At 70.4% G+C, this 23254-nt stretch carries 20 protein-coding genes and 1 pseudogene; 11 read left to right on the top strand and 10 right to left on the bottom strand.

The features are described 5' to 3' along the window. The coding region (locus tag EFK10_RS31820) for an ABC transporter permease (protein WP_164836230.1) at window positions 1-1204 on the bottom strand (1204 nt) is incomplete at its 3' end. Beyond that, the gene (locus EFK10_RS31815) at window positions 1201-1920 is read right to left on the bottom strand and encodes an ABC transporter ATP-binding protein (RefSeq protein ID WP_127359114.1); all 720 of its coding nucleotides are present in this window, start codon (window positions 1918-1920) and stop codon (window positions 1201-1203) included. The genes EFK10_RS31815 and EFK10_RS31820, both read right to left, overlap by 4 nt. A 144-nt stretch (window positions 1921-2064) precedes the next feature. Here EFK10_RS31815 and EFK10_RS31810 point away from each other — a divergent pair, with 144 nt between their 5' ends. Together EFK10_RS31810 and EFK10_RS31805 are read left to right on the top strand one after the other, a co-directional pair. Continuing rightward, the gene (locus tag EFK10_RS31810; protein WP_127359113.1) at window positions 2065-3399 is read left to right on the top strand and encodes a sensor histidine kinase; all 1335 of its coding nucleotides are present in this window, start codon (window positions 2065-2067) and stop codon (window positions 3397-3399) included. After that, on the top strand, window positions 3396-4097 hold the full coding sequence (locus EFK10_RS31805) for a response regulator (RefSeq protein WP_127359112.1): 702 nt from the start codon (window positions 3396-3398) through the stop codon (window positions 4095-4097). The genes EFK10_RS31810 and EFK10_RS31805 overlap by 4 nt, the downstream gene beginning before the upstream one ends. A 112-nt stretch (window positions 4098-4209) precedes the next feature. Here EFK10_RS31805 and EFK10_RS31800 read toward each other — a convergent pair whose 3' ends face one another. From EFK10_RS31800 to EFK10_RS31790, 3 genes are all read right to left on the bottom strand, one after another. Beyond that, window positions 4210-4422, bottom strand: coding sequence for a hypothetical protein (locus EFK10_RS31800; protein WP_127359111.1), 213 nt, complete (start codon window positions 4420-4422; stop codon window positions 4210-4212). 310 nt (window positions 4423-4732) lie between these two features. Then, window positions 4733-5134: a hypothetical protein gene (locus EFK10_RS31795; RefSeq protein WP_127359110.1), complete on the bottom strand. Its 402-nt coding sequence runs from the start codon at window positions 5132-5134 to the stop codon at window positions 4733-4735. 23 nt (window positions 5135-5157) lie between these two features. Beyond that, entirely contained in the window at window positions 5158-6102 is a 945-nt protein-coding gene (locus tag EFK10_RS31790; protein WP_206305658.1) for an ArdC family protein, read from the bottom strand. 942 nt (window positions 6103-7044) lie between these two features. Here EFK10_RS31790 and EFK10_RS31785 point away from each other — a divergent pair. The 7 genes from EFK10_RS31785 to EFK10_RS31750 all read left to right on the top strand — a co-directional run bounded on the left by EFK10_RS31785 (window position 7045) and on the right by EFK10_RS31750 (window position 15204). Then, window positions 7045-7320, top strand: a complete 276-nt coding sequence (locus EFK10_RS31785; protein ID WP_127359109.1) for a hypothetical protein — start codon at window positions 7045-7047, stop codon at window positions 7318-7320. 512 nt (window positions 7321-7832) lie between these two features. Then, window positions 7833-9419, top strand: a complete 1587-nt coding sequence (locus EFK10_RS31780) for a Mu transposase C-terminal domain-containing protein (RefSeq protein WP_240677599.1) — start codon at window positions 7833-7835, stop codon at window positions 9417-9419. Beyond that, entirely contained in the window at window positions 9416-10216 is an 801-nt protein-coding gene (locus EFK10_RS52330) for an ATP-binding protein (protein WP_127359108.1), read from the top strand. The genes EFK10_RS31780 and EFK10_RS52330 overlap by 4 nt, the downstream gene beginning before the upstream one ends. After that, window positions 10210-11037, top strand: coding sequence for an ATP-binding protein (locus tag EFK10_RS31770; protein ID WP_127359107.1), 828 nt, complete (start codon window positions 10210-10212; stop codon window positions 11035-11037). The genes EFK10_RS52330 and EFK10_RS31770 overlap by 7 nt, the downstream gene beginning before the upstream one ends. Next, window positions 11034-12287 (top strand): carboxymuconolactone decarboxylase family protein, encoded by a 1254-nt coding sequence (locus EFK10_RS31765; protein ID WP_240677598.1) that lies wholly within the window; start codon window positions 11034-11036, stop codon window positions 12285-12287. Before EFK10_RS31770 ends, EFK10_RS31765 begins: the two co-directional genes overlap by 4 nt. Before the next feature lie 198 nt (window positions 12288-12485). Beyond that, complete coding sequence (locus tag EFK10_RS51120) at window positions 12486-14480, top strand: hypothetical protein (RefSeq protein WP_240677597.1); 1995 nt, start codon at window positions 12486-12488, stop codon at window positions 14478-14480. A 46-nt stretch (window positions 14481-14526) separates the two neighbouring features. Next, entirely contained in the window at window positions 14527-15204 is a 678-nt protein-coding gene (locus EFK10_RS31750) for a helix-turn-helix domain-containing protein (RefSeq protein ID WP_127359106.1), read from the top strand. Window positions 15205-15568: 364 nt separating this feature from the next. Here the strand turns inward: EFK10_RS31750 and EFK10_RS31740 are convergent. The 3 genes and pseudogenes from EFK10_RS31740 to EFK10_RS31730 form a co-directional block, all read right to left on the bottom strand. Then, window positions 15569-15778, bottom strand: a pseudogene (locus tag EFK10_RS31740) (SAM-dependent methyltransferase); the annotation flags it as partial. Continuing rightward, window positions 15772-17223 (bottom strand): MFS transporter, encoded by a 1452-nt coding sequence (locus EFK10_RS31735; protein WP_127359105.1) that lies wholly within the window; start codon window positions 17221-17223, stop codon window positions 15772-15774. The pseudogene EFK10_RS31740 and the gene EFK10_RS31735, both read right to left, overlap by 7 nt. Window positions 17224-17617: 394 nt before the next feature. Further along, window positions 17618-18379: an SDR family NAD(P)-dependent oxidoreductase gene (locus EFK10_RS31730; protein WP_127359104.1), complete on the bottom strand. Its 762-nt coding sequence runs from the start codon at window positions 18377-18379 to the stop codon at window positions 17618-17620. A gap of 222 nt (window positions 18380-18601) precedes the next feature. Here EFK10_RS31730 and EFK10_RS31725 point away from each other — a divergent pair, with 222 nt between their 5' ends. Both EFK10_RS31725 and EFK10_RS31720 read left to right on the top strand, forming a co-directional pair. After that, complete coding sequence (locus EFK10_RS31725) at window positions 18602-19177, top strand: TetR/AcrR family transcriptional regulator (protein WP_127359103.1); 576 nt, start codon at window positions 18602-18604, stop codon at window positions 19175-19177. 410 nt (window positions 19178-19587) lie between these two features. Continuing rightward, the gene (locus EFK10_RS31720; RefSeq protein ID WP_127359102.1) at window positions 19588-19827 is read left to right on the top strand and encodes a hypothetical protein; all 240 of its coding nucleotides are present in this window, start codon (window positions 19588-19590) and stop codon (window positions 19825-19827) included. Between the two features lie 133 nt (window positions 19828-19960). Here the strand turns inward: EFK10_RS31720 and EFK10_RS52325 are convergent, their stop codons facing one another. Together EFK10_RS52325 and EFK10_RS31715 are read right to left on the bottom strand one after the other, a co-directional pair. Continuing rightward, on the bottom strand, window positions 19961-20095 hold the full coding sequence (locus tag EFK10_RS52325) for a hypothetical protein (protein ID WP_265737578.1): 135 nt from the start codon (window positions 20093-20095) through the stop codon (window positions 19961-19963). A gap of 14 nt (window positions 20096-20109) precedes the next feature. Continuing rightward, window positions 20110-22584: a DEAD/DEAH box helicase gene (locus EFK10_RS31715; RefSeq protein WP_127359101.1), complete on the bottom strand. Its 2475-nt coding sequence runs from the start codon at window positions 22582-22584 to the stop codon at window positions 20110-20112. Between the last annotated feature and the right edge of the window lie 670 nt (window positions 22585-23254).

Raw genomic sequence — 23254 nt, 5'->3', positions numbered from 1 at the left:
CGATCCGAGCGGCGCGCCGGCGGCGGCCGGACCGGGGCGTGCGGCCGACGGCCAGCGCGTCCACGGTGCGCAGCCGACCGGCGCGCAGCGCGGTGACCAGGGCGGTCACCGAGACCATGAGCAGCGCGCCGGCGATCACCGCGATGTCGACGGCAGGGGCGAGGGTCAGCGAGGTCGTGCCGTAGATCTGCTCGGTGGCGGCGAGTACCTGACCGGCCGCCAGGTTGCCGAGGACGGCGCCGAGCAGGGTGCCGATGACCGCGGGGATCAGCGCCTGGCCCATGTAGGCGCGCACTACCTGACCGGGGGTGAAGCCGATGGCCTTGAGGATGCCGATGCGGCGGGTGCCCGAACCGACGGCGCCGGCGACCACGTTCCCCACGATCAGCACCGACATCAGGACGCCGAGCAGACCGAAGGCGGTCAGGAACGGGATGAAGATCCCGGTGCTGCTGTTGTTGCTGTTCTTGACGTTGAGCCAGGTGCGGGTGCCGTTCAGCGAGCCGGCCGGGGCCTGGGAGGCGACGGCGGCGCGGTCGGTGGCGAGTTGGGTGTCGGTCGCGGCGTCGGCGAAGCGGTAGAGCATCTGCAGGCCGGTGCTGCTGCCCTTCGCGGCCAGGGTGGGAATCTCCGTGGGAGCGACCCAGCCGTCGGCGGTGTGGCTGACGGACCGGGCGATCCCGACGACCTGCAGCTTGGTGGTGCCACCGGAGGCGCTGGGGAAGTCCACCCTCTGCCCGACGGAGAGCTGCGGGCCGCCGTAGTCAGCCGATACGACGATCTGTCCTGCACCTGAAAGCCAATGGCCCGAGGTCAGGGTGACGTCGTCGACAGCGCCGCCGGGGTCGGCACGGCCGGCCAACGCCATGGAGGTCATGGTCATGCCCGCGGGCAGGTCCAGCCCGGGCCCGCCGGTGGGGTTGACCGAGGCGGTCGGGAAGGGACCGGAGGTCACGGTCACGCCAGCTGCGTGCGCGGTGGCGCGGACCTGGTCCGCGGTCGCCTTGGACGGGTCGAACTGGACGGTGAGGTGGGCACCGTTCTGCCGCGCGAAGGCGTGGTCGAAAGGGGCGTTGGAGGCAACCAGCAGCGAACCGCCCAGCACGGAGGCGGTCACCGCCATCATCGCGGCGAGGCCGGTGACGGCGGTCTGCACCCGGCGCCGCCGCACGCCCGCGCGCATCACCCTGCCGAGGGCGCTCATCGGGCCACCTCCACCCGGGTGTCCGCGGCCGGGGGGTGGGTGCGGGTGTCGGAGGCGATCTGGCCGTCGACGATGCGGACGGTGCGGGTGGCGCAGGTTTGAGCGAGGGTGAGGTCGTGGGTGACCATGACAATGGTCTGGCCGTCGGCGTGCAGCTCCCGCAGCAGGGCCTTCACCTCCTCGCCGGAGGCGGAGTCCAGCGCTCCGGTGGGCTCGTCGGCCAGCAGCAGCGCTGGGTGGTTCATCAGCGCCCGCGCCACCGCCACGCGCTGGCGCTCACCGCCGGACAGCCGGCCCGGGTAGGCGCGCACGTGCTTGGCGATGCCGAGCGTCTCCAGCAGCCCGGTGGCGTGCTTGCGCGCCTCTCCGCGGGCCATACCCGTCATCTCCGCCGGGAGCACCACGTTGTCGAGGACGGTGAGGTCGTCGAGGAGGTTAAAGAACTGGAAGATCATGCCGATCTTGTTGCGGCGGTAGCGGGCCGCTCCGGCTTCGTTGAGCTTGTCCACGCGAACACCGGCGACCGTGACGGTTCCGGAGTCGGGACGGTCCAGGCCCGCGATCATGTTGAGCATGGTGGACTTGCCGCTGCCGGACGGGCCGAGGATGGCCACGGCCTCACCTGCGTGGACAGTCAGCGACACATCGCGCAAGGCCGCCGGCCCGTCGATGAAGTGACGGTTCACCCCGCTCAGTTCGATCACAGGCTCGGTCATCGCTTTCTCTCCCTCTCGTGGTCTCTTCCTAACTGCCTCAACGCTAGGGTCGGGAGATGATCGGCCACGTCGGCCACCGGAGCCATTTCCGGTACCCCGCGCGGACGATGGCCTGCGGAATCATCCTTGGGATGTAGTCGGGAGATGTACAGGTTGGACAGCGGGCCGGACGCCGCAGGTCAGAGGGGCCGTGGCGACATCCCCGGGCCACCGCCGGAAGAGGAACCGGAATCCCGGCTCGCGCGGTTGGGCCGGCGGGCCGCCGCCCTGACCCGCCCGACGACCGCACTCCCCCGGCTGACACGTTGCCGGCAGCTCGTCGACGCCGCCGTCGCGCTCGTGTTCGCGCTCGTGTTCGCGCTCGTCGCGGTCCGCTACAGCGTGAACGCCCCCAACGCCCCAACCGGCCCCCTGTGGTCCACACTGCTCGCGGCGCTCGCCGCCGCTCCGCTGGGACTGCGGCGCCGGACTCCGCTCGCGGCGCTGTGGGCGCAGCTGGCCCTGTCCACGGCTCTGCTCCTGCGCCACGCCTACCCGGACGTGCTCTTCGCGACCTGCCTGGTCACGATGATCGCCCTCTACAGCGCGGGAGCCTATACCCCCTACCGCGAACTGGCCCTGGCGAGCCTGCCGTTCGCGGGCGCGGTGCTGGTGGGCCTGTTCTCCCAGGCCCAGCTGCCGCACTTCCCAAACGGCCTGGTGGGCGCGCTGATGCTGTTCCCGGTCGTGGTGGCGGCCGTCGGGCACCGGGTGTGGGCGCGTCGGGCCGAGGAGAGCCGGGCGCGCCTGCGGGCCCTGAAGCTGGACCAGATCGAGGCGCTGCGCCAGGCCGTCGAGCACGAGCGCTCCCGGATCGCCCGCGAGCTGCACGACGTGGTCACCCACAACGTCAGCGTGATGGTGATCCAGGCCGGAGCCGGCCGCATGGTGCTGGACAAGGACCCCGCGCTGGCGAAGGAGGCGCTGCTGGCGATCGAGACGGGCGGCCGCGCCGCCATGACCGACCTGCGCCAGGTCATGGGGCTGCTGACGATGGACAGCTCCGGTGAGGATCCGGCCGCCGAGGCAGACCTCACCCCGCAGCCGGGAGTCGACGGCCTGGAGGCCCTGGTCGGACGGATCCGCCTGACCGGCATCCACATCGAGCTGCGCACCACGGGGCAACGCCGGGCGCTGCCACCCGGCGTGGAACTGACGGCCTATCGGGTGGTCCAGGAGGCGCTGACCAACATGGTCAAGCACGCCGTCGGCGCGAGCGCCGTCATCCACGTCGACTACGGCCCGCGAGAGCTGTCCGTCGAGATCGTCAACACCGAGGGGCGCCCGGGTGAGGCAGCCACCACCGGCAGCGGCAGGGGCCTGGTCGGACTGCGCGAGCGCCTCGCCCTCCACGGCGGGAGCCTGTCCACCGGCCCGCGGCTGACCGGCGGCTACCGCGTCAAGGCGTCAATTCCCCTGAACCACCTGGAGAGCATGTGACCACCCCGCCGCGTGTCGTGATCGCCGACGACCAGGCCCTGGTCCGCACCGGCTTCCGGATGATCCTCGCCGCCGAGGGCATCGAGGTCGCAGCGGAGGCGAACGACGGCCTGGCGGCCGTGGACGCGGTCCGCCGCACTCGGCCCGACGTGGTGCTGATGGACATCCGAATGCCCGAGCTGGACGGTCTCGAGGCCACCCGTCGGATCCTCGCGTCCGGTGGCGACAGCGCGCCCCGGGTCATCATCCTGACCACCTTCGACCTGGACCGGTACGTCTACGCTGCCCTGAGCGCCGGCGCGAGCGGTTTCCTGCTCAAGGACGTCAGCCCCGAGCACCTGATCTCGGCGGTCCGCATGGTCCAGTCGGGCGACGCGCTGCTGGCCCCGGCCATCACCCGGCGCCTGGTCGCCCGCTTCGCCCGGCGCGAGGACGCCCCGCTGCCGGCGGGCCAAGACCAGGCCGCGCAGCACCGCGGCCTGGCCACGCTGACGGCCCGCGAGTCCGAGGTACTGCGGCTGATCGCCCGCGGCCTCAGCAACGCCGAACTGGCCGCGCACCTGCACCTGTCCGAGGCGACCGTGAAGACCCACGTCGCCCGCATCCTCGCCAAGCTCGGCCTACGCGACCGGGTGCAGGCCGTGGTGCTCGCCTACGAGACCGGCCTGGTCGCGCCGGGCCACAGCGCGGACGAGTGACCCCGGCCTGACCGGACCGGTCGGCGGCCCCTGCGTTCAATTGACGCAGGGGCCGCACTTGAACAGGCGCCGACGCACCGGGCCGCCGCCTGACAGACTCGGTGTCCCACCCTCACGCATCCGTCCCGCCCGCCCGACCTACCTGTAGGGGGCCTACGGCGTCAGCGGCGCTTCGCGCCAAGGCCAGGCCGAGTCGAACCAGGGACGCGAGAGTGTTGGAGCGGGCCTTGACCGGTGCGCCGGTGGAGGTGGTGATCGCGAGTCGCTGGGCCTTGCTGAGCTTCCGGGTGCTCCTGTCGGCGTACATGTCCATCTGCAGAGCCATGTACAGGCTGATGTACAGAGGCGGTCGTACGCCACAGCGGAGGGGCCGCCCGATAACCAGCCGATCCAGGGGTAGGTGGCGCAGTCAAGGGTGGCCCGCAGGGCCATCGCGGCAGCGACGCCCAAAGGGCGCCCTTGACGGCGGCTCCTACCCCGAACACTTCGGAGTCGGGCGGCCCCGGCCGCACCACGCTGTCCCGCACTTCAGCTCTGTACATCAGCCTGTACGCGCCTGTGCACCACAGCCCGTACGCCGACAGCTCCTGAGAGAGGTGGGGCGGGGCCCGGGTGACCGGGCCCCGGTGGGGTGGTCAGCGCTCGGCGCGGTGGACGGTCAGGGCGAGCATCCGGACGCGCTCGGGCCACGTCAGCCGGTACAGGGGCGGGTACTCCTGGGGCTGGCCGTCGACGGTGACTGTCCAGGGGCTTTCGCTCCAACTGGACTGGAGGTCGTGGCGGATGACCACTGCGTGGCCGTCGGCAGTGAACTCGGCGCGGGTGGCGCGGGGGCCGGTGTGCCTCGTAGGGCGGCCGTTCGCGTCGGTGGCGGTCTCCTCGAGGTACGTCACGTTGACGATGGTGTGTCCCCATGTGGCGACGGTGTCGGCGAACTGCCGCGTGACCTGCTGCGCGCCGGTGAAGCTGGGTGGGGCGGGGAGGGTGTCGGGTACGGGGTACTGGCGGTCATCCCACGTGATCTCGGTGGTGTCCATGGGGGTTCTCCTTGGCGGGGTGGTCACTGCTCGGGCTGGTCGTCCGTGGCGTCGTCGGTGTGGTCGGTGAGGGTGACGGCGGCAAGGATGGTCTTTGCGGCGGTCATGACCCGGTTTCCGGCAGCCTTGATGGTGTTGTGGACGTCCTCGGGGGTGGTGCCTGCCCAGCCGGCGACGTAGGGGACGGAGTAGGCGGCGGAGTCAAGGCCGAACACTGCGCACACCACGTAGGCGACTGACTCGGCTTCGGTCTCCATCAGGCCCCGGTGCTGCTGGTACTCGTCCATGTCGGTGACGTGCTCGCACTGGATGTGGGCGACTTCGTGGGTGAGGGTCTTGGCGGCGTGGGCGTCGTTCAGGGTGTCGCTGACTCGTACCGTGCGGGTGTCGGGGTTGGTCCATCCGTTGGCGGTGCCGGTGTCGCCTTGCTCGAGGGTGTAGCCGAGTGAGGTGGCGTGGGCGGCGAGGTTGTCCCACATCTTCGCGGGGGCGTCACCGGTCAGCCTGGGCGCGCCGGGTGCGACCGTGTCGGGCTTGCCGTCGTTGCGGGCGGTCTGGGTGATGTCCCACACGGGGACGGGCCGGTAGAGCACCCGGCGGCGGTCGTCGTCCTGGTCGGTGCTGCCCTTGGCGGTATCGCTGTCGGTGTCGCGGACGGTCATGGGGGCCAGGATCCACAGCGCGCGCTCACCCTGGCGCACGTGGCGCTCGCGCTTCTGCCACTCGCGATAACCGGCGACCTGGGTCGCCTGCGGGCATTGTGAGAGGAGCAGCAGCATGTTCCGGAAGCTGTACCGGTGGAGGTGGATCGCGCCGTCCAGCATGGTCCGCCACGAGTCGGTGGTGACCAACTGGGCCACCGCCGCATCGAACTGCCCCTTGAGTTCGGCGACTCGGGTGGCCTGCTTCTCGGCGCGCTCCTCCGGGGTGCTGCGCGGGCGACGGCTGCGGGCCTTCGTGACTGCCAATGTGACTCCTTGGTGGGTTGGAGCCGTCGGCCGGAGTTGCCGCTCCGGCCGACGGTTCGAGCGGTTTGCCGTCCGCTCGTTCCTACATTCATAATCATACTCCTCCACTCAGGCTCTGGCAACATCACCTGCACCATTACTTGCGGCATCCCTTGCACCATTCCTTGCACCATTCCTTGCACCATCACTTGCGGCGCTCTTCGTGGTGAGTCCGCGTTTCCCCTGCTCAGCAGCCCTGTTCGGCGCTTCCGTCGTGCTGACTTCCCCTCGTCTGCCTGCCTTTCTGTACCTGGGTGTTGGTGGTGTGTGGTGGGTGGTGTGGTTGGGCGGCGGTCTGCGGGGAGCCGGCCGGGCGCTGCGCTGTGCTGTGGATGTGGCGGCCCGGCGGGCGGGCCGTGGGGGAGAACGGCGCCAGCTGGCCGAACCGGGGCGTAACTGCCGTACCCTGGGAGTGCTCCTTGAGGTGATGGAGCAGCGGCTGGTGAAGCGTTCGGCCGGAGTTCCTGCTCCGGGCCGACACCCTTGGGTGACTTTCACCAGCCGCACCCTTATCCCCGGGCGCAGCGCCCGGAATTCTCGGGCCCTGAATCACAGTAAATCTTTTCCCCGCGCAGCGGGTGCCCCAGCGCTGCGCGCTGTGCAGGTGAGGCGGTTCGCTGCGCTTACCGCGCCCGGGCTTTCGCCCGGGCGGGCTGTCTACGCTTCGCTCCAACTGCCAGGGAAACGGCCCGCGTTGCGGGCCGACAGCCCGTGCCGCGTGCCGAGCGCTGCTAACTTCCCCTGCAATTCGGGAGTTGTGGGCCGCTGCGCACCCCACAGGAACAACGGCTGAAATAATCCCCGGCGCGCTCTTTTCTTACGGCCCGGGAATTCGATAGAATGGGGTTGTTGGGGAGCAGGAACTCCCCAACAAAACATCACCTCAGACAAAGGAAGAATCGCATGACGATTCCGGCCGAAATCGCAACGCTGATCGAGCGGGGCACGGACGTACTGGTCTCCCTCGTGGCCCGTCTGGAGCCGGGCGAGCACCTGCTCACGTGCAGCCTTGACTGCCAGATTCCCATTCCCGCTCGGGCACTGATCACGGTCACCGGCCCGGACCCTGACGACACGGTGAGCATGAACGCCGGTCAGATGGACACACTGGCCGTCGTCCTTGGCGCGGCACTCATCGACTCGGACGCCGAATACTGCGGTTGTGAGGTTCGGTCGTGATGGCACTGGGATGTTCGGCTTTGTATGTCACTGACGTGTAGGCGTATTGGTGCTGTTCAAGGGCAGTTGGATCGGTCGATCATGGTGACGGTTTTCCGAACATTGCAGTGATGTGAGGCTGTATCGGCCGGTGTCACGTTCGTCGTATCTCCTTCGTCTTCCTGGTCTTCGTGGAGCTGTCTGGGTGTGCGGAGTGTGTCGGGTGGTTCCTGGCGGGTGTCGCGGGGGAGCGCGGTGTCGGTGTCGGTGTCGGTGTCGCGGAGCCTGGCTGGTTCAGATTCCCGTGGCAGTCCCGAGGTTCAGTAGCACGCGTGTCCGTCGAACTGGCGGGAACGTTGTGCTGTCACCCGCCCGGGTGAGCGGCTGGGGTGGAAGCCCACGCGCAGCTCATAGCCTCGTGTCAGACGCATCTGTCACACACGTGTGTCTGGCTGAACTGCCCTGTACGCAAGCGTTGTTCGTTGTTGGAGGCTGTACGTGGTCACCGTGCCGTTATCCGCCCGGCCGCTGGGGTGACGACGTTGGACGACGCCTCAGAGGCTGCGGAGACGGGCCTGGGCCGACACCGGGACGAACTGCGGCCTGCCGCGGTGCGGCAGTTGCTCAGGCTGCGGGAGTCGGGGGAGTTGACGACGGCTCATGTGAAGCTGGTCGCCGAGTCGGTGGACGTGAGCGTGCGGCAGGTGTGGCGCTGGCTGGCGCAGGCCGAGGAGACCGGTTCCACGGAGAAGCCCGACCGCAAGCGATTCAGGATTACCGAAGAGGTCATCGATGTCCTCGCCGACTACCAGGGCAACGTCAAGCGCGCCCACGAGCACCTGACCCGTCTCGCCTTGGCGGCGGGGGAGGAGCCGGTGGGGCTGACGACGCTGCACGACGCCATCGCCCGCGACCTCGACCCTGGTTTCATGGCGGGCCTGCGGGAGGGCATCCCGGCTGCCCGCGGGTTCGACCCCGCCTTCCAGCGCCCGGCGGTGGCCCGTAACCAGGTGTGGGAGGGGGACCACAAGCAGGCCCCGACCGTGGTGATGATGCCCGATCAGAAGCTGTCGAAGCTGTGGGTGACGTGGTTCGAGGACCGCGGTACCGGCTATGTGATGGGCTGGGCGGTCACCGCCGGTTCCGCGCACCGAGGATCGGTCCTGGCGGCCGTCCGCGCCTCCGTGTTGCGCGAACCCCCCTACGGGCCCGCCGGGGGACTGCCCCACCTGGTGCGGGTCGACGGCGGCGCCGACTTCCTGTCCAGGACCGTCCGGCGGACCTTCGGCCTGCTCGGGGTACCTATGGAAAGGGTGCGCAGCGCCCGTCACAAGGGCGGGATCGAGCGGCTGAACCGCACCAGCATGACCCGGTTCTTCGCCGACCTGCCCCGCTACACCAAGGCACCCCAGCTCGACCACCGTCGCCGTGTCGGCGACCAGGACCCGCCGCTGACCTTCGAAGCCTTCGTCGGCCTGCTGCGCCAGTGGGTCGAGGAGCGCAACACCCAGCACGTCCTGGGGCGCACCGGGACGACACCGCTTCAGGCGTGGCTGGCCGACCCCGCCGAGATCCGGCCGGAGCCCGGTCCGGAGGAACTGCGCGCGCTCATGCTGGAGAGCGACAACAAGGTCCATAAGATCACCAGCCACGGGGTCGAGTTCAACAACCGCTACTACATGCCCGAGAAGGGCGTGGGACGCATCGGTCTGGAACTGCGCCTGCGGTGGATGCCCCACCACGACCACGAGATCGACCTCTACACCTTCCGCGGCAACCGCTACCTCGGCCGGGCCTTCCTCAGCAACGAGGTCAGCGAGGAGATGCGCGAGAAGGTCCTCAACGACCGCGACGAGCACAGCGAGGTCCTGCGCCAGGCCCTGAAACGCTCCGCCGAACGCAAGCGGGAACGCCATCTGCCCTCCACCCAGCCTGAAATCCCTGTCCGCGCCATCCGCATGACGGAACAGGAGGCACGCGCCGAACTGGAAGGAACCGCCCTGCCCGCCCCGCCTCGACGGCGCGCGGAGCCCTATCAGCCCCTGACCCCCATCCCGGCCGGCTGGACACGCCCCGGCCAGGCCACCGCACCCTCGGATCCGTCTTCGGAGGACGCATGACATCCACCGCCACTGTGCCGCAGCCTCAGCCGCCCGAGTCGGCGGCGCCGCGTCGCCCGGATCTGCGCCCGCAGTTCTTCCTCGGCCTTGAGGACTCCTCGCTGGTCGCCACCGACACGCTGCTGCAGATCAAGGACACCGTCGTCGACACCGTCGAATCGAGGGCGATGTCGGTGGTCTACGGCGATGCCGGGCTCGGCAAGAGCTTCGGTACCCGCGCCACGATCCAGGAGATGAATCCGGATCTGATCCTCCCGCTGGATTTCGCCCGTTCCCGCCCGGGGCCGAAGGACCTGCGCGAGGAACTGTTCCACCAGATGAACCTCAGCTGCAAGATGCCGGGTACGCCGACCGCGTTCGACAAGCTGCTGCGCGAGACCCTGCCCAGGCGCCCGTATGTGATCGTGTGTGACGAGGCCCAGCAGTACCGGCGGGAGAACTTCGAGTTCCTGCGCAAGCTGTGGGACAACTGCGACCCCAAGCCCGCCATCCTCTTCGTCGGTGGCCGGGAGGCGTACGAGACGCTGCAGAGCGACCCGGCGCTGGCCTCGCGGATCTACATCCGCCTGGAGATCCTGGCGATGACCGAGGAGGAGGTCCTCCAGGCCGTGCCCGACTCGCACCCGGTGTGGAGGGGCGCGGAGGAGGCGCTGCTGAAGCGGGTCGACACCCAGTACGCGCTCGGCTCGTTCCGTGAGTGGGTGAAGGTCACCAAGCACGTGATCAAGGGCATGGAGCACTTCAAGGCCGACAAGGTCGACGACGCAATCGTGGACTGGGCCCTGAAGCGGTGCTGACCACCCCGCCTGTGCCGTCGGCCGTCTGGGGCGCGGCCGCCGCAACCGAGCCCTTCGCCGTCATGGAGGACGCTGCCCCACCCGGCCTGCACTTCCTCGACACCCCAGGTGTGCGCACCCTGCTCACCCCGGGCATGCTCGCCGTGGGCGATGCGCTCGCCGACGCCTACGCCCAGGGCCGGTTCGTGTGCGTGCTGGGTGATGCCGGGGTAGGCAAGACCTTCGCCGTCCACACCGTCGCCCGCCGTCTCGGTGAGCTGTTGCCGCTGGATTTCCGGGCTCAGCCGGCGCCGGTGGACCTGCGCGCCGCCCTTCACCGTGCACTTGGCCTCCGCGGCGAGGCGCCCGCCGACCCTGGGGCCGCCGACACGCTGATCCGCCGCGCCCTGGTCCTCAAGCCGCGGATCGTCGTGGTCGAGGACGCCCACCGGCTGTCGGCGTCCTGCTTCGAGTACTTGCGTTTCCTGCACGACGACCTCCCCCAAGGGCTGTGCGTGGTGCTCATCGCCGCGACGCGCGGCGAACGCTCCTTGCGCGCTCAGCGGATGCTCGCCACCCGCACCGCCGGCTGGCCCTACATCTGGCCGCTCACCCGCGACCAGGTCCCCCAGGCGGTTTCCGCTTTGCACCCTGTGTGGCAGAGCGTCGCGCCCGCCGACCTCAAGGCGCTGGACGCCCGCCTCGCCGACGGCGCTCTGCGCCGCTGGGCCGTGCTGACCCTTCACACCCAGCGGGCTCTGGCCGCCACCGGAGCGAGCAAGCCCGATGGGGGCATGCTGCAGGCTGTGGCCGACCGGGTCGACGGCGGACGGCGCCCATGACCGCACCCACGCTTCCTCCCGCCCCCACCCGGCCGCCGGCCGCCTCACCGTCGTCGGCGGCCCCGGCGGCGCGGCCGGTGAGGCTGCTGCTGGACGGCGACGATGACCACGCGGTGCACCGGGCCGCCTACCAGTGGGCCGATCCCGCCCGCGGGCGAGTCACCGTCGATCCCACCCCGCACACCACCAGCCCGGCCTACCTCGCGCTGGACGTGCTGCGCGCCATGGGCCGCGACGGGTTCTCCCGCGAGGGCGCGGAGCGGATGTCCACCGACCCGGCCTGGCGCGCGGTGACCTGCTGGACCCTGGCCACCGACGTGCACGAGGCGATCGTCCTGCGCGCCCACCGTCTCACGGTGGAGCGGCTGCGCCGCCTGGCCGCGTGGCGCGCGGACACCGGCATCCGCCTCACGCTCCTGGCCCACGCCCCGGAGCAGGCCGACTTCCAGCGCCTGCTCGAACACCTCACAGCCGTCGGGCTGGTGGATGTGGTGACCGTACGCGGCGCGGCCGCCGTCCTGGTCGAGGCGATCGGCCCGGCCGCCGCCGGACGGCGCTCCGGCCCGCCGCCGCACGATCACGCTCACCCGCTGCCGACGGTGCCCCGTAGCGGGGTGGCCGCGTTCCGCGCGGACTGCTGGCGCCGCCAGAACGCCACCGACTTCGCACACACCGACGGCCAGTACCGTGCCGGCTACGCCGCCGCCCGCACCTGGCTGGCCCGCCTGCCGGCCCAGCCACCCCAACCGGAGGCCGCCGAACCCGCCGGCGGCCCGGCCGATCCCACCCCCTTCAGCCTGCAGGAGATCGAGGCGTTGCGGCTGTTCCTGGCCCGGCTGACCGTCTCAAGCCCCAGCGTCCAGCACACGGTGGCCCGCGTGCGCGGCGCCCAGGCCGGCTTCCTGGCCCGCTCGCTGCTGCTCAACGTGCCCGACGACCTCACCAACTGCGCGGGACCGGGCATCACCACCGTGCCCATCACGGCGCGCGTCGTGCACACGATCACCGTGGGCCTGCCCAACCCGCTGCGCGCCGCCGCGGTGGCGGCCCTGCTGTTCACCGGCACCGACAAGTCGCTGCTGTCGCTGACCCAGATAGCGAGCGTCGACGAGGGCGGCACCACCGTGGCCATCGACCGCGACTCGCGGATCAACATCGGCGTACCGCCCGGGCCCCGGCACCTGTACGCCGTCCCGCCCCCTGCTGCACGCTGCCGTCGAATTCCGCCGCCGCACCCGGCGCACCGCTGATAACCATGGCCTGTTCGCGAACTGCTTCGGCACCACGCCACGCTTGGAGACCCTCGTCGCCGACGCAGGCATTGCCATCCCGGCCCTCGTCCATCCCCATCCCGGGGATGACTGGCACACCGCCGCCCGCTGCTGGTACCTGCACACCCCCGCCCCGCCAACCCCCGGTGTCCTGCCGCGCCTTGGGGAGTCACGCACGTGACCGACCAGCCACCGCCGCCCGGCGACACTTCCGCGGCCGCGTTCGACCTGATGTTCCTGCGCGAGCGCGCCATTCAGTGCCGGCTCACCGACGAGGACCTGACCGCGCTGACCGGCATACCCACCGCCGACTGGGACACCCACCTCACTGCGCACACCCTCCCCGCCGCAGCTCTGTTCCCTCTCGCCCGCGCCCTGAACACCTCACCCGAATCCCTCCTGCTCCAGCCCATGCCCGCCTCCCGCCCGGGCCCAGGGGTAGCCACCCACGCCACCGTGCTGCACGCCGCCCTGCTCGAGGCCGATCGCATCCACCCCGACGACCTGGCCTCTGCCTTGGAGTGGCCCCCGTACCGCCTGAAGCGCGCCGTCACCACCCTGGCCGCACACCTCGAGCAGCCCAGCAGCCCTCACCGGCTCATCCACACCGACACCACCATCCACCTGACCTGCGTCCCCGGCCTGCTTGACCCCAAGCAGCGGCAGAACCTGCACAACACCGGCCACACCGCCGTCTCCCTCGCCCCCGGCGAGGCCACCGCCCTCACCCGCCTGCTGCACCGCACCGCCCGCGGCCTCACCCCCGACCTGCCCGCCGAGGGGATCCCGCGTCTGGCCAACCGGCGCCTGCTTGCCCCTGCCGGAGAACAGCCGACTCCCCACCCGGATGTGTTGTTCGCCCTCGGGCTGGCCGGCCAGCCCCTCATAGACGCCTCCGGCCCCGCCGACCACCCAGCCTTGGGCCACCGCCACGCCGCTGCGGCCGGCGCAGACTCCGCCGGCGGCTCCGCGTCGGCCCGCCGCTGCCACACCGCCACCACCCGGAGCGCGATGATGCCGTTGCCGCGTACGACCACCGTGTCCGAGACCACCACCGGCTCGTGGAAGCCCACATGGTCACCTGGCCACACCCGCCCCGGCCTGCCCCCGCTCACCGTGGTGCACGATCCTCACGACGACCACGCCTTCATGGCCGCCGCGCTGGCCGCCCACACCCCCGCGCTGGGCCGTATCACCGTCCACCCCACCCCGGTGGCGAGCGCTCCCGCCGCCCTGGCCCACGACCTGCTGCGCAGCCTGGGCAAACACCTCCCGCTGGCCGGCAGCGAGGACGGCACGTACTGGACCGGCAACACCGAGACCGCCTGGCGCGCGGTCGCCGCCTGGACGCTCGCGCTGCGCATCGGTCACGTCATCGTCACCCGGGCCCATCGCATCAGTTCTCGGCACTTCGAGTACCTCTTCGCCCTGCGGGAGCTCACCGGAATCCGTCTGACCCTGCTGTGCCACGGCCCACTCCCGCCCGCCCTGGCCGCCGCCCTCGCCGCGCTCCCGCACGAAGAGGCGCACACCCTGGCCGCGGCCCACCGTGCCCTGGGCACGCCCGAGCCCGCCGACCGGTTCGCATGGCGGGAGGCAGGCGAGCAGTTCCCGCCCCACGAGGGCGAGCCGTGCTTCCTGCTGCCCACCCGCCGTACGCCCGGCCGCGGCCACATCGAGGCAGCGGTCCGCCGCCTGGGCCGCGCGGTGCTCCCGCTGCCCGCCGCCGGCCGCTTCCCGCCCGAGCCCGACGAGCACACCGCGCTCCTCGCGCACCGGCTCCATACGCGTATCGCCCATCCCGTTCACGCCGCGGCGCTGGCGGTGCGCATCTTCACCGGCTGCCCGGCCACGCAGCTGCAGTTGCCCGCCGCCCACAAGGCCCCGCCGGCCCGTGGCCCAGAACGCCCGGCCCCGTCCTGGGCGGTGGACTTGCTCGAAGCAGCCCGCCGTTTCGGGCAACTGGAAGGGCGCCAGCACAGCAATCTCCCGCTGCGGCTGAGCCCCTGGGACCACGGGGCCGTGACCGAAGCAGCCCACGCCTGCGGTCTGCACGAGCACCAGGCACCGGGCCCGAAGCGGCACTCTGCCGCGACCACCTCGCGTTCCAGGCGGCCCACCGCCGTGCGCCGCAGCGCGGGCAGTACACCAGCACCGGGCCGGGCAGCATGAGGCGGGTAAGCGCCCAACCAGCCCCCAAACACATAGGGAGTAGACGATGGCCGAGCCCGGGACAGAACTGTTCGAAGCGATCCGCCGTGACCACCGCGCGGGCGACAGGCTGCCCCGCTCCCTGGCCGCCCGGCACGGCGTGGCCAGAGCGACGGTCAAGGAGGCGATCTCGACCGTGCTGCCCCTGCCGCATTCCCTCCCGGCCGACGAAGAGGGCCTGGACCAGGCCCGTCAGTTCCTGGATGCGCTGCTGGAAGAAGACCAGGCCAAGGCACCCGAGGAGCGCCGCTCGGCCTTCGATCTGTATGAGGAGCTGAACCTTCGCACCGACGGGCTCCCGGTGTCCTACCGGTGGGTGTGGGAGTACATCACCGATCGCCGCTCCCAGCACGCCGACGCCGGCTCACCGGAGCCACACGAGCGGACCTGGGCGGCAGGCGTCCCCTCCGACATGCCGGAGTTCGTCACCGACCTGATCACCTGCGCGGTGCTTCAGCTGGCCGAGCTGAAGATCGAGGGCACTGTGCCGGCCACCGACGGCGTCGAGCTGGGCATGGTCTCCCTCGGTACCGCCAGGGCCCGGATCAACCAAGCCCTGTGGGAGCTCGCGCTGGTCGGACGCCGAAGCGGCCTGTCCTACGCCCAGATGAGCGCTTTCACCGGCATCCCCGAAGACGACCTGGCCCAGCAGGTCGAGCGCTATGACCGCCTGATGACGTCCTGAGCAGCTGCCCGCCGCGTCACCGTCCGCGTGCGGGAGCGGGCTGTAGACCGCCGGGCCGGGGCCTCGATGGACCGGCCCCGGGCGGGGAAGATTGCGGGTACTGCCGGTGGATGGGGAGGAGGCGGTGTCCGTGGCCGCGGCCAGCATTACGGACTCGGTGCTCAAGCGAGCCCGAAATGGCCGGCGAAGACGATCACCGGCGAGCTGGCCCGACTCCTGCAGGGCGAGTAACAGTGCCCTGCGCCTCCCGGCGCAGGTCCGCCGCCGCGGAACGGCACGCCGACACCGTCCGGTTCGTCCTGTTCGAGGCATGGGCGGCCCGGCTCGCCGGGCCTGTAAGGTGCCGAAAGTCACGCACTGAACCTCACCGGCGGTGGACGCTGACGGCATAGCCGCCGTCGTCGTAAGGGTCGGCGTCCCAGGTGGCGAAGCGGTCGACGAAGGTGAGGCCGGCCGCGGCGCAGCAGGCGTCGTACTCCGACAGGGTGATGCTGGGCGGCACCGGCAGGTGGGCCTTGTCCAGGCCGAAGCCGGCGACGATCAGACCGCCCGGGCGCAGGGCCGCGGTCAGGCGCTCTGTGCGGCCCTGTGCCGGCTGGGGCGTAGGGCGAGCACGGTGACGATGAACGCCGTCAGGGTGAATGCGGCGGTGGTCAGGAACGCGGCGTGGGCGCCGGGTACGAACGCGCCGGGTTCGGCGCCTGCGGCGTAGACCGAGACGACCACGGCGAGTCCGATCGCGCCGCCGAGCTGCTGGGTGGTCTGGAGCAGACCGGATGCGGATCCGGCGTGCTCGGGCTTGACGCCGCCGACGACCAGGGAGGCCGCGGGCATGAACGTCAGTCCGGCGGCGATGCCGTTGAGCAGCAGGGGGCCGAAGACGGCCGGGAAGTAGCTGCTGGAGGTGTCGATGTTGCTGAGCCAGGCGAAGCTGCCGGTCAGTCCCAGGGTGCCGAGCATGAGGAGCGGTGCCTGTCCGAAGCGTCCTACCAGGCGGGGGGTGACGCGAGAGAGGGCGAAGATGCCGACGGTCATCGGCAGGAACGCCAGGCCGGCCTTGAGGGGGCTGAAGTTGAGTACCTGCTGGACGTACTGGACGACCAGGAAGAACGTCGAGATCTGTGAGCCGAAGACCAGGGTGAGGATCGCCAGCCCGCCGAGCCTGCGCCGGCTGCGGAGCAGGTCAGGCCGAAGCAGGGGGTGGGTGACGCGGCGTTCGGTCACGGCCAGCACGGCCAGGAGCACGGCGCCTACCGCGAGGCCGCCGATGGTCTGTGGGGATGTCCAGCCCTTTTCGGGGGCGCCGATCAGGGACCAGACCACCGCTACCGCTGCCCCGGTCGCGGCGATGGCGCCGACGAAGTCGAAGCGGCCCCGGTTGCGCGGGGTTTCGGTGACGAACCGCCGGGCCAGGGCGAGGACGCCGATACCGATCGGGACGTTGACGAACATGGTCCAGCGCCACGAGCCGTACTCGGTGACCAGGCCGCCGAGCACCAGACCGAGGGTGCCGCCGCCGACGCCGACCGCTGAGAAGAGAGCCAGGGCCCGGTTCTTGCCTGCTTCGTCGCGGGCGCTGGTGGTGACCAGGGCCAGTACGCCTGGCGCTGCCAGAGCTGCGCCGATGCCCTGGGCCGCGCGGGCTGCGATCAGCATTGCCGGGGACTGGGCAAGGCCGCCGAGCAGGGAGGAAGCGGTGAAGACGGCGAGACCGATTTCGAAGACCCGCAGGCGCCCGAAGGTATCTCCGAGCCGCCCGCCCAGGAGCAGCAGTCCGCCGAAGGCCAGGGTGTAGGCGTTGAGGACCCACGACAGTGACGACGGGCTGAACCCGAGGTCCGTGCTGATCTTGGGGAGTGCGACGTTCACGATGGTGGTGTCGAGGGTGAGCATCAGCTGCGCGACGAGCACGATCGCGATGCCGATGGGCGCCCGGCCGGCGTTGGCGGGCCTCAGGACTGGGCTCTTGTGGCGCGCGGCCGGCGGCCCGGTGTGGGTAGGGGATGGGGAAAACGGCATGAGGGTGGTCCTGTTCCGGCCGGAGGCCGATGAAAGGGATACCGGGGGATACCGGGTCAGGTGAGGCTGGCGGCCCCAGTGCACTGCTGGGCGGCGCCGCCGGCGGGTGATGGCTTGGCCAGCTGCGGTGGGAACCGGAGCCTCTTGTCGCCTTGGCAGAGGACCGGGGAAGCCCACATCGATGCGGGCCGGTGCTGGTGCCGGACCAGGGAACCTGGGCGGTGCCGGCAGGGAGCGGGCACGGCGCCGGGCCCGGGTCCGGCGCCGTGGCTGCGGTTACCAGGTGTCCGGCCCAGACGCGCGGTTTCGTGTCGCCGTACACCTGTGGGTTCTTCTGTGTGCTGCCAGCGGAGATCGTGGCTGGCGTAGTGGGCGGGGCCGGCCGGCGGACAGCTCAGACCTGGGCCATGCCTCCGTCGGCGAAGAGCTCCACGCCGGTGATGAAGCTGGAGGCGTCGCTGGACAGGAACACGGCGGCCTTGCCGATCTCCCGCACGTCCGCGATCCGCCCGGTCGGGTTGTCCTGGCCCATCGCCTTGACTCCGGCGTCCACCTGGTCGGGGCCCTGCGCCATCGCCAGGGCGCGCCGCAGGGATTTGGTGTCCACCGCGCCGGGGCTGAGGACGTTCATCCGGATGCCTGTCCCCTTGATGTCCTGGATCCAGGCGCGGACGAAGCCGCGCACGGCGGCCTTGGAGCCGCCGTACAGGCCCATGCCGTGCGGGACATGGATGGAGCCCGTCGACCCGATGATGACGATTGTGCCGCCGCTCGGGAGGAGCGGGATGGCCGGCTGCACGGTGAACAGCACGCCCTTGGCGTTGACGTTGAAGGTCCGGTCGAACTGCTCCTCGGTGATCGATCCGAGAGGGGCGTGTGCTCCGAGGCCGGCGTTGGCGACGACGGCGTCGAGGCGTCCGTACCGGTCGATGACGTGCGCGTACATCGACTCCATGTCGGCGAGCTTGGTGACGTCCGCGACGAATCCCGAGGCGTTCGGCCCGATCGCGGCGACTGCCTGGTCCAGCGCCGACTGCTGGAGGTCGGTGATGACTACTTTGGCGCCGTGGTCCGCGAACTCCTGGGCGATGCCCAGGCCGACGCCGGACGCGCCGCCGGTGATGACGGCGGTCTTTCCTTCGAGCGTGAGGCTCATTTTTCTCCTGAAACCGTTTGTGCGCAGCGCGAGCCGACCCGGCGCGCGGGTGGGTGCCTGTACATGGGGGGCGAGCCGCCCTCGGTCCGAGGGCGGGCGGGTAAGCCGTGGGTACGGCGCGTCCCGTAGAGTGAAACCGGAGGCGCCGCCACTTTCATGAAGCGTAAGCGGAGATGCCCCCACTTAGCAAATGTGACCGTCGCGAGCGTGAGGAGAGCGTGGATGGCCAGGGACACCGGGCGACCGCTGAGGGCCGACGCCCAGCGGAACCGGGAAAAGATCCTGTCCGCAGCGGTGCGGGTGTTCGCCGAACAGGGGCTGGATGCGCACCTCGAACGCATCGCCAAGGAGGCGGGTGTCGGCTCCGGCACCCTTTACCGCAACTTCCCGACCCGGGAGGTCCTGATCGAGGCGGCCTACCGCAACGAACTGGCACGGCTGTGCGACGCCGGCCCCGAGCTCCTGGCGACGCTGCCCCCGCGCGAAGCCCTGCGCGCCTGGATGGGCCGCTTCATCGACTACGCGACGGCCAAGTTCGGCATGGCCGAAGCCCTCCGCAGCGTCACAGAAACGGGCGTCAACCCCTACGCCCAGAGCCACGACATGATCCTGGAAGCCCTGACAGCGCTCCTCGACGCCGCCACCGCCGCCGGCACCATCCGGACCGACATCGGCCCGTCCGACATGTTCGCCGCCCTCACCGGCATCGCCCTCACCTCGGCGAAGCCCGAACAGCGCGAGCAGGCCGAACGCCTCCTCGACCTCACCATGAACGGACTGAGCGCCGACCGGCGCTGACGCCCACGGACGGGCCGCGGTGTCCGTATCGGTAATGGGCGACAGCCGGGCTTCCAGCGCGATCCGCCAGGAGCCGTCCGGCGCCCGTACCTTGAACTCGGCGTGGGCGCCCGCGGCGCGCGCGGCCCAGGCGAGTTCGAGCTTGAGGAGGTGGTGAGCCTCGAGGGTGCGGGTCTCGCGAACGCCTCCAGGCGCTGCACGTAGTCGGCCCGCTCGTCCTCGCGCGCGGCGCTGAGAGCCACGGCCAGGATCTCGCTCGAGGCATCGGGAACGAAGAAGTGGTCCGGGTCGGTGCAGGCCCACGTGCACCGCTGCGCCGCCGCCAGAATCTCCTCCGCGTCGAGCGCCGGGGCCGGACCCGCCGGGGTCTGCGGTGCGCTGGGGGCCGGTTGCCGAAGGTGGGCGAGCAGTTGGGCGCTGGACGTGGCACGCCCGCGCTGGGAGGCGGTGAAGTCGGCGATGCGCAGCAGCTCGCCCGTGACCGCGCGCACTCCGTCGAACCAGCCGTCCTCGAAAGCCTGCCCCCGGCCACGCGGGGCGCTGCCCTCGCACTCGGCAACCCCGGTGTGCGCCCCGGCCACCGCGCCGGCCTCCAGCAGCGAGACCAGCTCGTCCGGCTCAGCCGACGACACCCCCGCCCCGGCTACTAGCCTCGTACTTCGCAGGTCGCCCGTTCGTGAAGGTCAACAGATCGCAGACGGCCAGCGAATGATCAGCCTGGTCGTCCGGGTGTCATCTTCCGTTCCGCAGTGGTCGGTTTCGGACTGTGATCAAGCGCGGCGGTTACCCGAAACGGTGACCTGCGAAGTACGGGACTAGCACCTCGAATAGCCGCAGGCGTGCGGTCACCGCATCACGCTGGTGCCGGCTGATGCGGGACAGCTCTTCCCCGTACGCGTCGTGCTGCTCGGTGCTCATCGCGACAGTCCCCTTCATGTCCAGCGCATGTCGAGTGCGGTCAGCGCCTCGTGCCGTTCGGGGGTGAGTTTGTCGGCTCGTCGGCGGGTGTTGTCGATGAACATGCCGAGCTTCACTCCGGCTTCGTCTCTGTCCATTTGTTCGAGGTGTTTGCGCGGCACGTTCAGGTGGCCTTCGCGTGCGTGGAACTGCTGGGCGGCTTCCATGTTGAGTGCCCATTTGTCGGCCTGGGTGCGTTTCACGGGCTGCTCGTCCTCCCGGGCCGGGGTGAGCCCGAGCATGTTCTGAAGCATCCACTGCTGGCCGGTGGCGAGCTTGTCCCACCCGAGCCGCTGCGCCTGGACCCAGCGTCCGAGGTCTTCGCCCTGGACGGTCACCTGGCCCGGGGTGAGGGGGAGGGTGCCGCCGGCCTCGATCCGCAGGCGGGACAGCCGGTAGGCGCGTTGCCAGCCGGTGTCCCAGGCTGGGCACCAGGCGGGGTCGATGTCCTCCAGGGCGTCGCGCCGGTCCTGGGTGAGTGCCCCGGCTGACGACTGAACCTCCAGCCCCTCTTCGCGGCGTGCGGCGTTGGCGTCGGCGAGCTTGGCGGCGGTCCGCTGGTTTTTCACCCAGGCCCCGACGGGATAGCCGTTCCACGTTGCGCTGATCGGCGGCAGCAGGTGGGAGTGCACGGCCGCCCACTCCTTCGCGGCTGTCAGTCCTTCCTCGAACGCGACGTCGAAGTGCGACCACACCATGCCGAGGCCATCGAGCTCTTGGGCGCGGTCCGCATCGAGCTGCCCCGCGTTGAAGAACCGCCGCTGATCAGTCAGCCACGTCCCCAGCGGGAAGCCCGCCGGCGCCCACTCCTGCGGGGTCACGAACGAGTACGGCGCCCGCAGGTCCCCGTACTCCTTCACGTACCGGGTGGCGGCCTGGATGCCGCGCCGCCAGAACGTGTTCTCTGGCCGCAGGATCCGCAAGGAGACGAACGCGGCGAGCTGCGCCGGATCCCTGGGGGTGGAGAACTTCAGGAGCTCCCGCGCCGGGGCGCTGGGGCCCTCCTGAGCCCCTTCCTCCCCCTCCCCGGTCTCCTTGCCCGCCGGACGGCTGCGCGCCTGCGAGAGGGCCAACTGTTCCACCGCGTCGGAGTCGTGGGAACGCAGCGCGGCCAGCACCTTGGCCAGCCCGTCGTACGCCTTCGAGGTGAGCATCTCGTCCGGCGACTCGCCCGGGGCCAGGAACACGGGCACCACCAGGCTGGCGACCTTGCCCTCACCCGGCTTCATCCGCAGCGCCCGGCCGACCATCTGCACGATGTCGACCATCGATCCGCGCACGTCGCAGAAGGTGACCGCGTCGCAGTTTTTCGTGTCGACGCCTTCACCGAGCACGCGAACGCTGGACAGCACCCGTAGCGCGGCCGGGACGTTCTCCCACCGGTTCTGCGAGTACTCGATGACGTCGGAGGAGAACGCGTCCAGGGTCTGGCGCCGGTAGCCGGGGGAGTGTTCACCGCACAGCCACGCGGCCCACACCCGCTCGGGTACGGGGTAGAAGTCGGGGTCGCTCTCCCACAGCCGGGACGCGACCGCCGGCACTCCTTCCGCCATCGCTTCCGCCTCACTGACCTTGTGGTGGAAGGTCAGGACCCGGCGCAGCTTCTCCTGCGCAGACGCCTTCAGCACAGCCGTCTGCAGGGCCGCCAGACGCGTCCCGCGCACGTTGTCCGACCGCGACTCCATCCCCAGCAGCTGCGCCGCCTGGAGGCTCGGGTCGGCCACGTCGACACACACCACCTGGTACTTCGCCACCAGGCCCAACCCGATGGCATCCGACAACGTCAGCTTGTACGCCACCGGCCCGAACACCGGCGAGTCCGGGTCCATGCTGGCCACCAACTGCTGCGCGGTGCGCCCGCCCTCACCGGCCTCCGGTGCCTCCCACACTCGGGCGGTGGCGGTCATGTAGAGCCTGCGGTCGGCCGGGATCTTCGCGTTGTCGTGCACGGCCGCCCACGGCTTCGCCCCGTGACCGCTCGTACGGTGCGCCTCGTCCACGATGATCAGCGACCAGCTGAGAAGGCCGGCGGCGTGTGCCCGCTGGAGCGTGCCCAGGCCCACGGCCGCGTACGTGGCGAACACCGTGACCTTCTTCAACCCCCGTGTCCAGTCAACGAGTTCGTCCACGTCCGTGGTGCAGGGGAAGCCCGGAGCCTCGTCCGCGCGCAGCGAGCAGACCCCGATCATCGCCCCCGTACGGCCGCCCTCACGCCACGCGGCCACCGTCTGCGCCAGAAGATCCAGGGTTGGCATGAGCACCAGCACCCGGTCCGCACCGAGCTGTTGAGCGCTGTGCACGGCGATCAGAGTCTTCCCCGATCCCGTAGCAGCGATCACCTGCGTGCGCAACCCCTCCGGGGGCATTTTCTGAGTTGCAGACAATTCGAGATGGCGGACAACGGCATCGACCGCTTCCACCTGATGAGGGAACAGTTCCTTCTTCGGCATATCCGAGCTGCCTTTCACCGCTGGTCCAACGGGCGTTCCGGTACCCTCCCTGGCACTGAAACTCCCAGATCACAAGGGAGTTGGTAGTCTGAGAAGTGAGCCGGACGGTTCCACGGAGCGTCCCGCATCCGTGGTCCAGCGGGCCGGTGAGCTTCTGCCGATTCGGCCCTGAACCCCGTATCGGGGGGTGCTTCTGGTTCCATAGCTTAACTGGGCACAGCATTTGACGCACGCACCTTGCCGAGACTGACCGGAAGTGGTCGAACATGCTAGAATCGAGCCATCAAACACCCCGTTTCAATGACCCTCACGCACCGTCACTTACGCTGCCCCGGCAGCCGATTCGGGCCGCGTAGCGGCCCGGGGCCCGGAGCGAAGCGGAGGGCCTCAATAGGACTGCGCAGCACCCCCATTGACTTTCCGTCAATCCTGGAGCGAAGCGGAAGGATTGGGCCCGGCTTGCCGGACCCGGAGTGCGAAGCACTCCGTCACGCCGAGCAAAGCGAGGCGTTTCACTTGCATATCGCGCAGCGATATGGTCCTTCTCGCGAAGCGAGAATACAATTCCCTTGCGAAGCAAGGGAATTGAAGGCGCGAAGCGCCTTCACGGATTGCGAAGCAATCCGTTTCGCTTGCACATCGCGCAGCGATGTGGTACCCGCTCCGCGGG

Origin of the sequence: Streptomyces soli (assembly GCF_003999195.1) — a bacterium.
Lineage (GTDB): Bacteria > Actinomycetota > Actinomycetes > Streptomycetales > Streptomycetaceae > Actinacidiphila > Actinacidiphila soli.
This window is presented reverse-complemented; position numbering and strand designations above follow the sequence as displayed.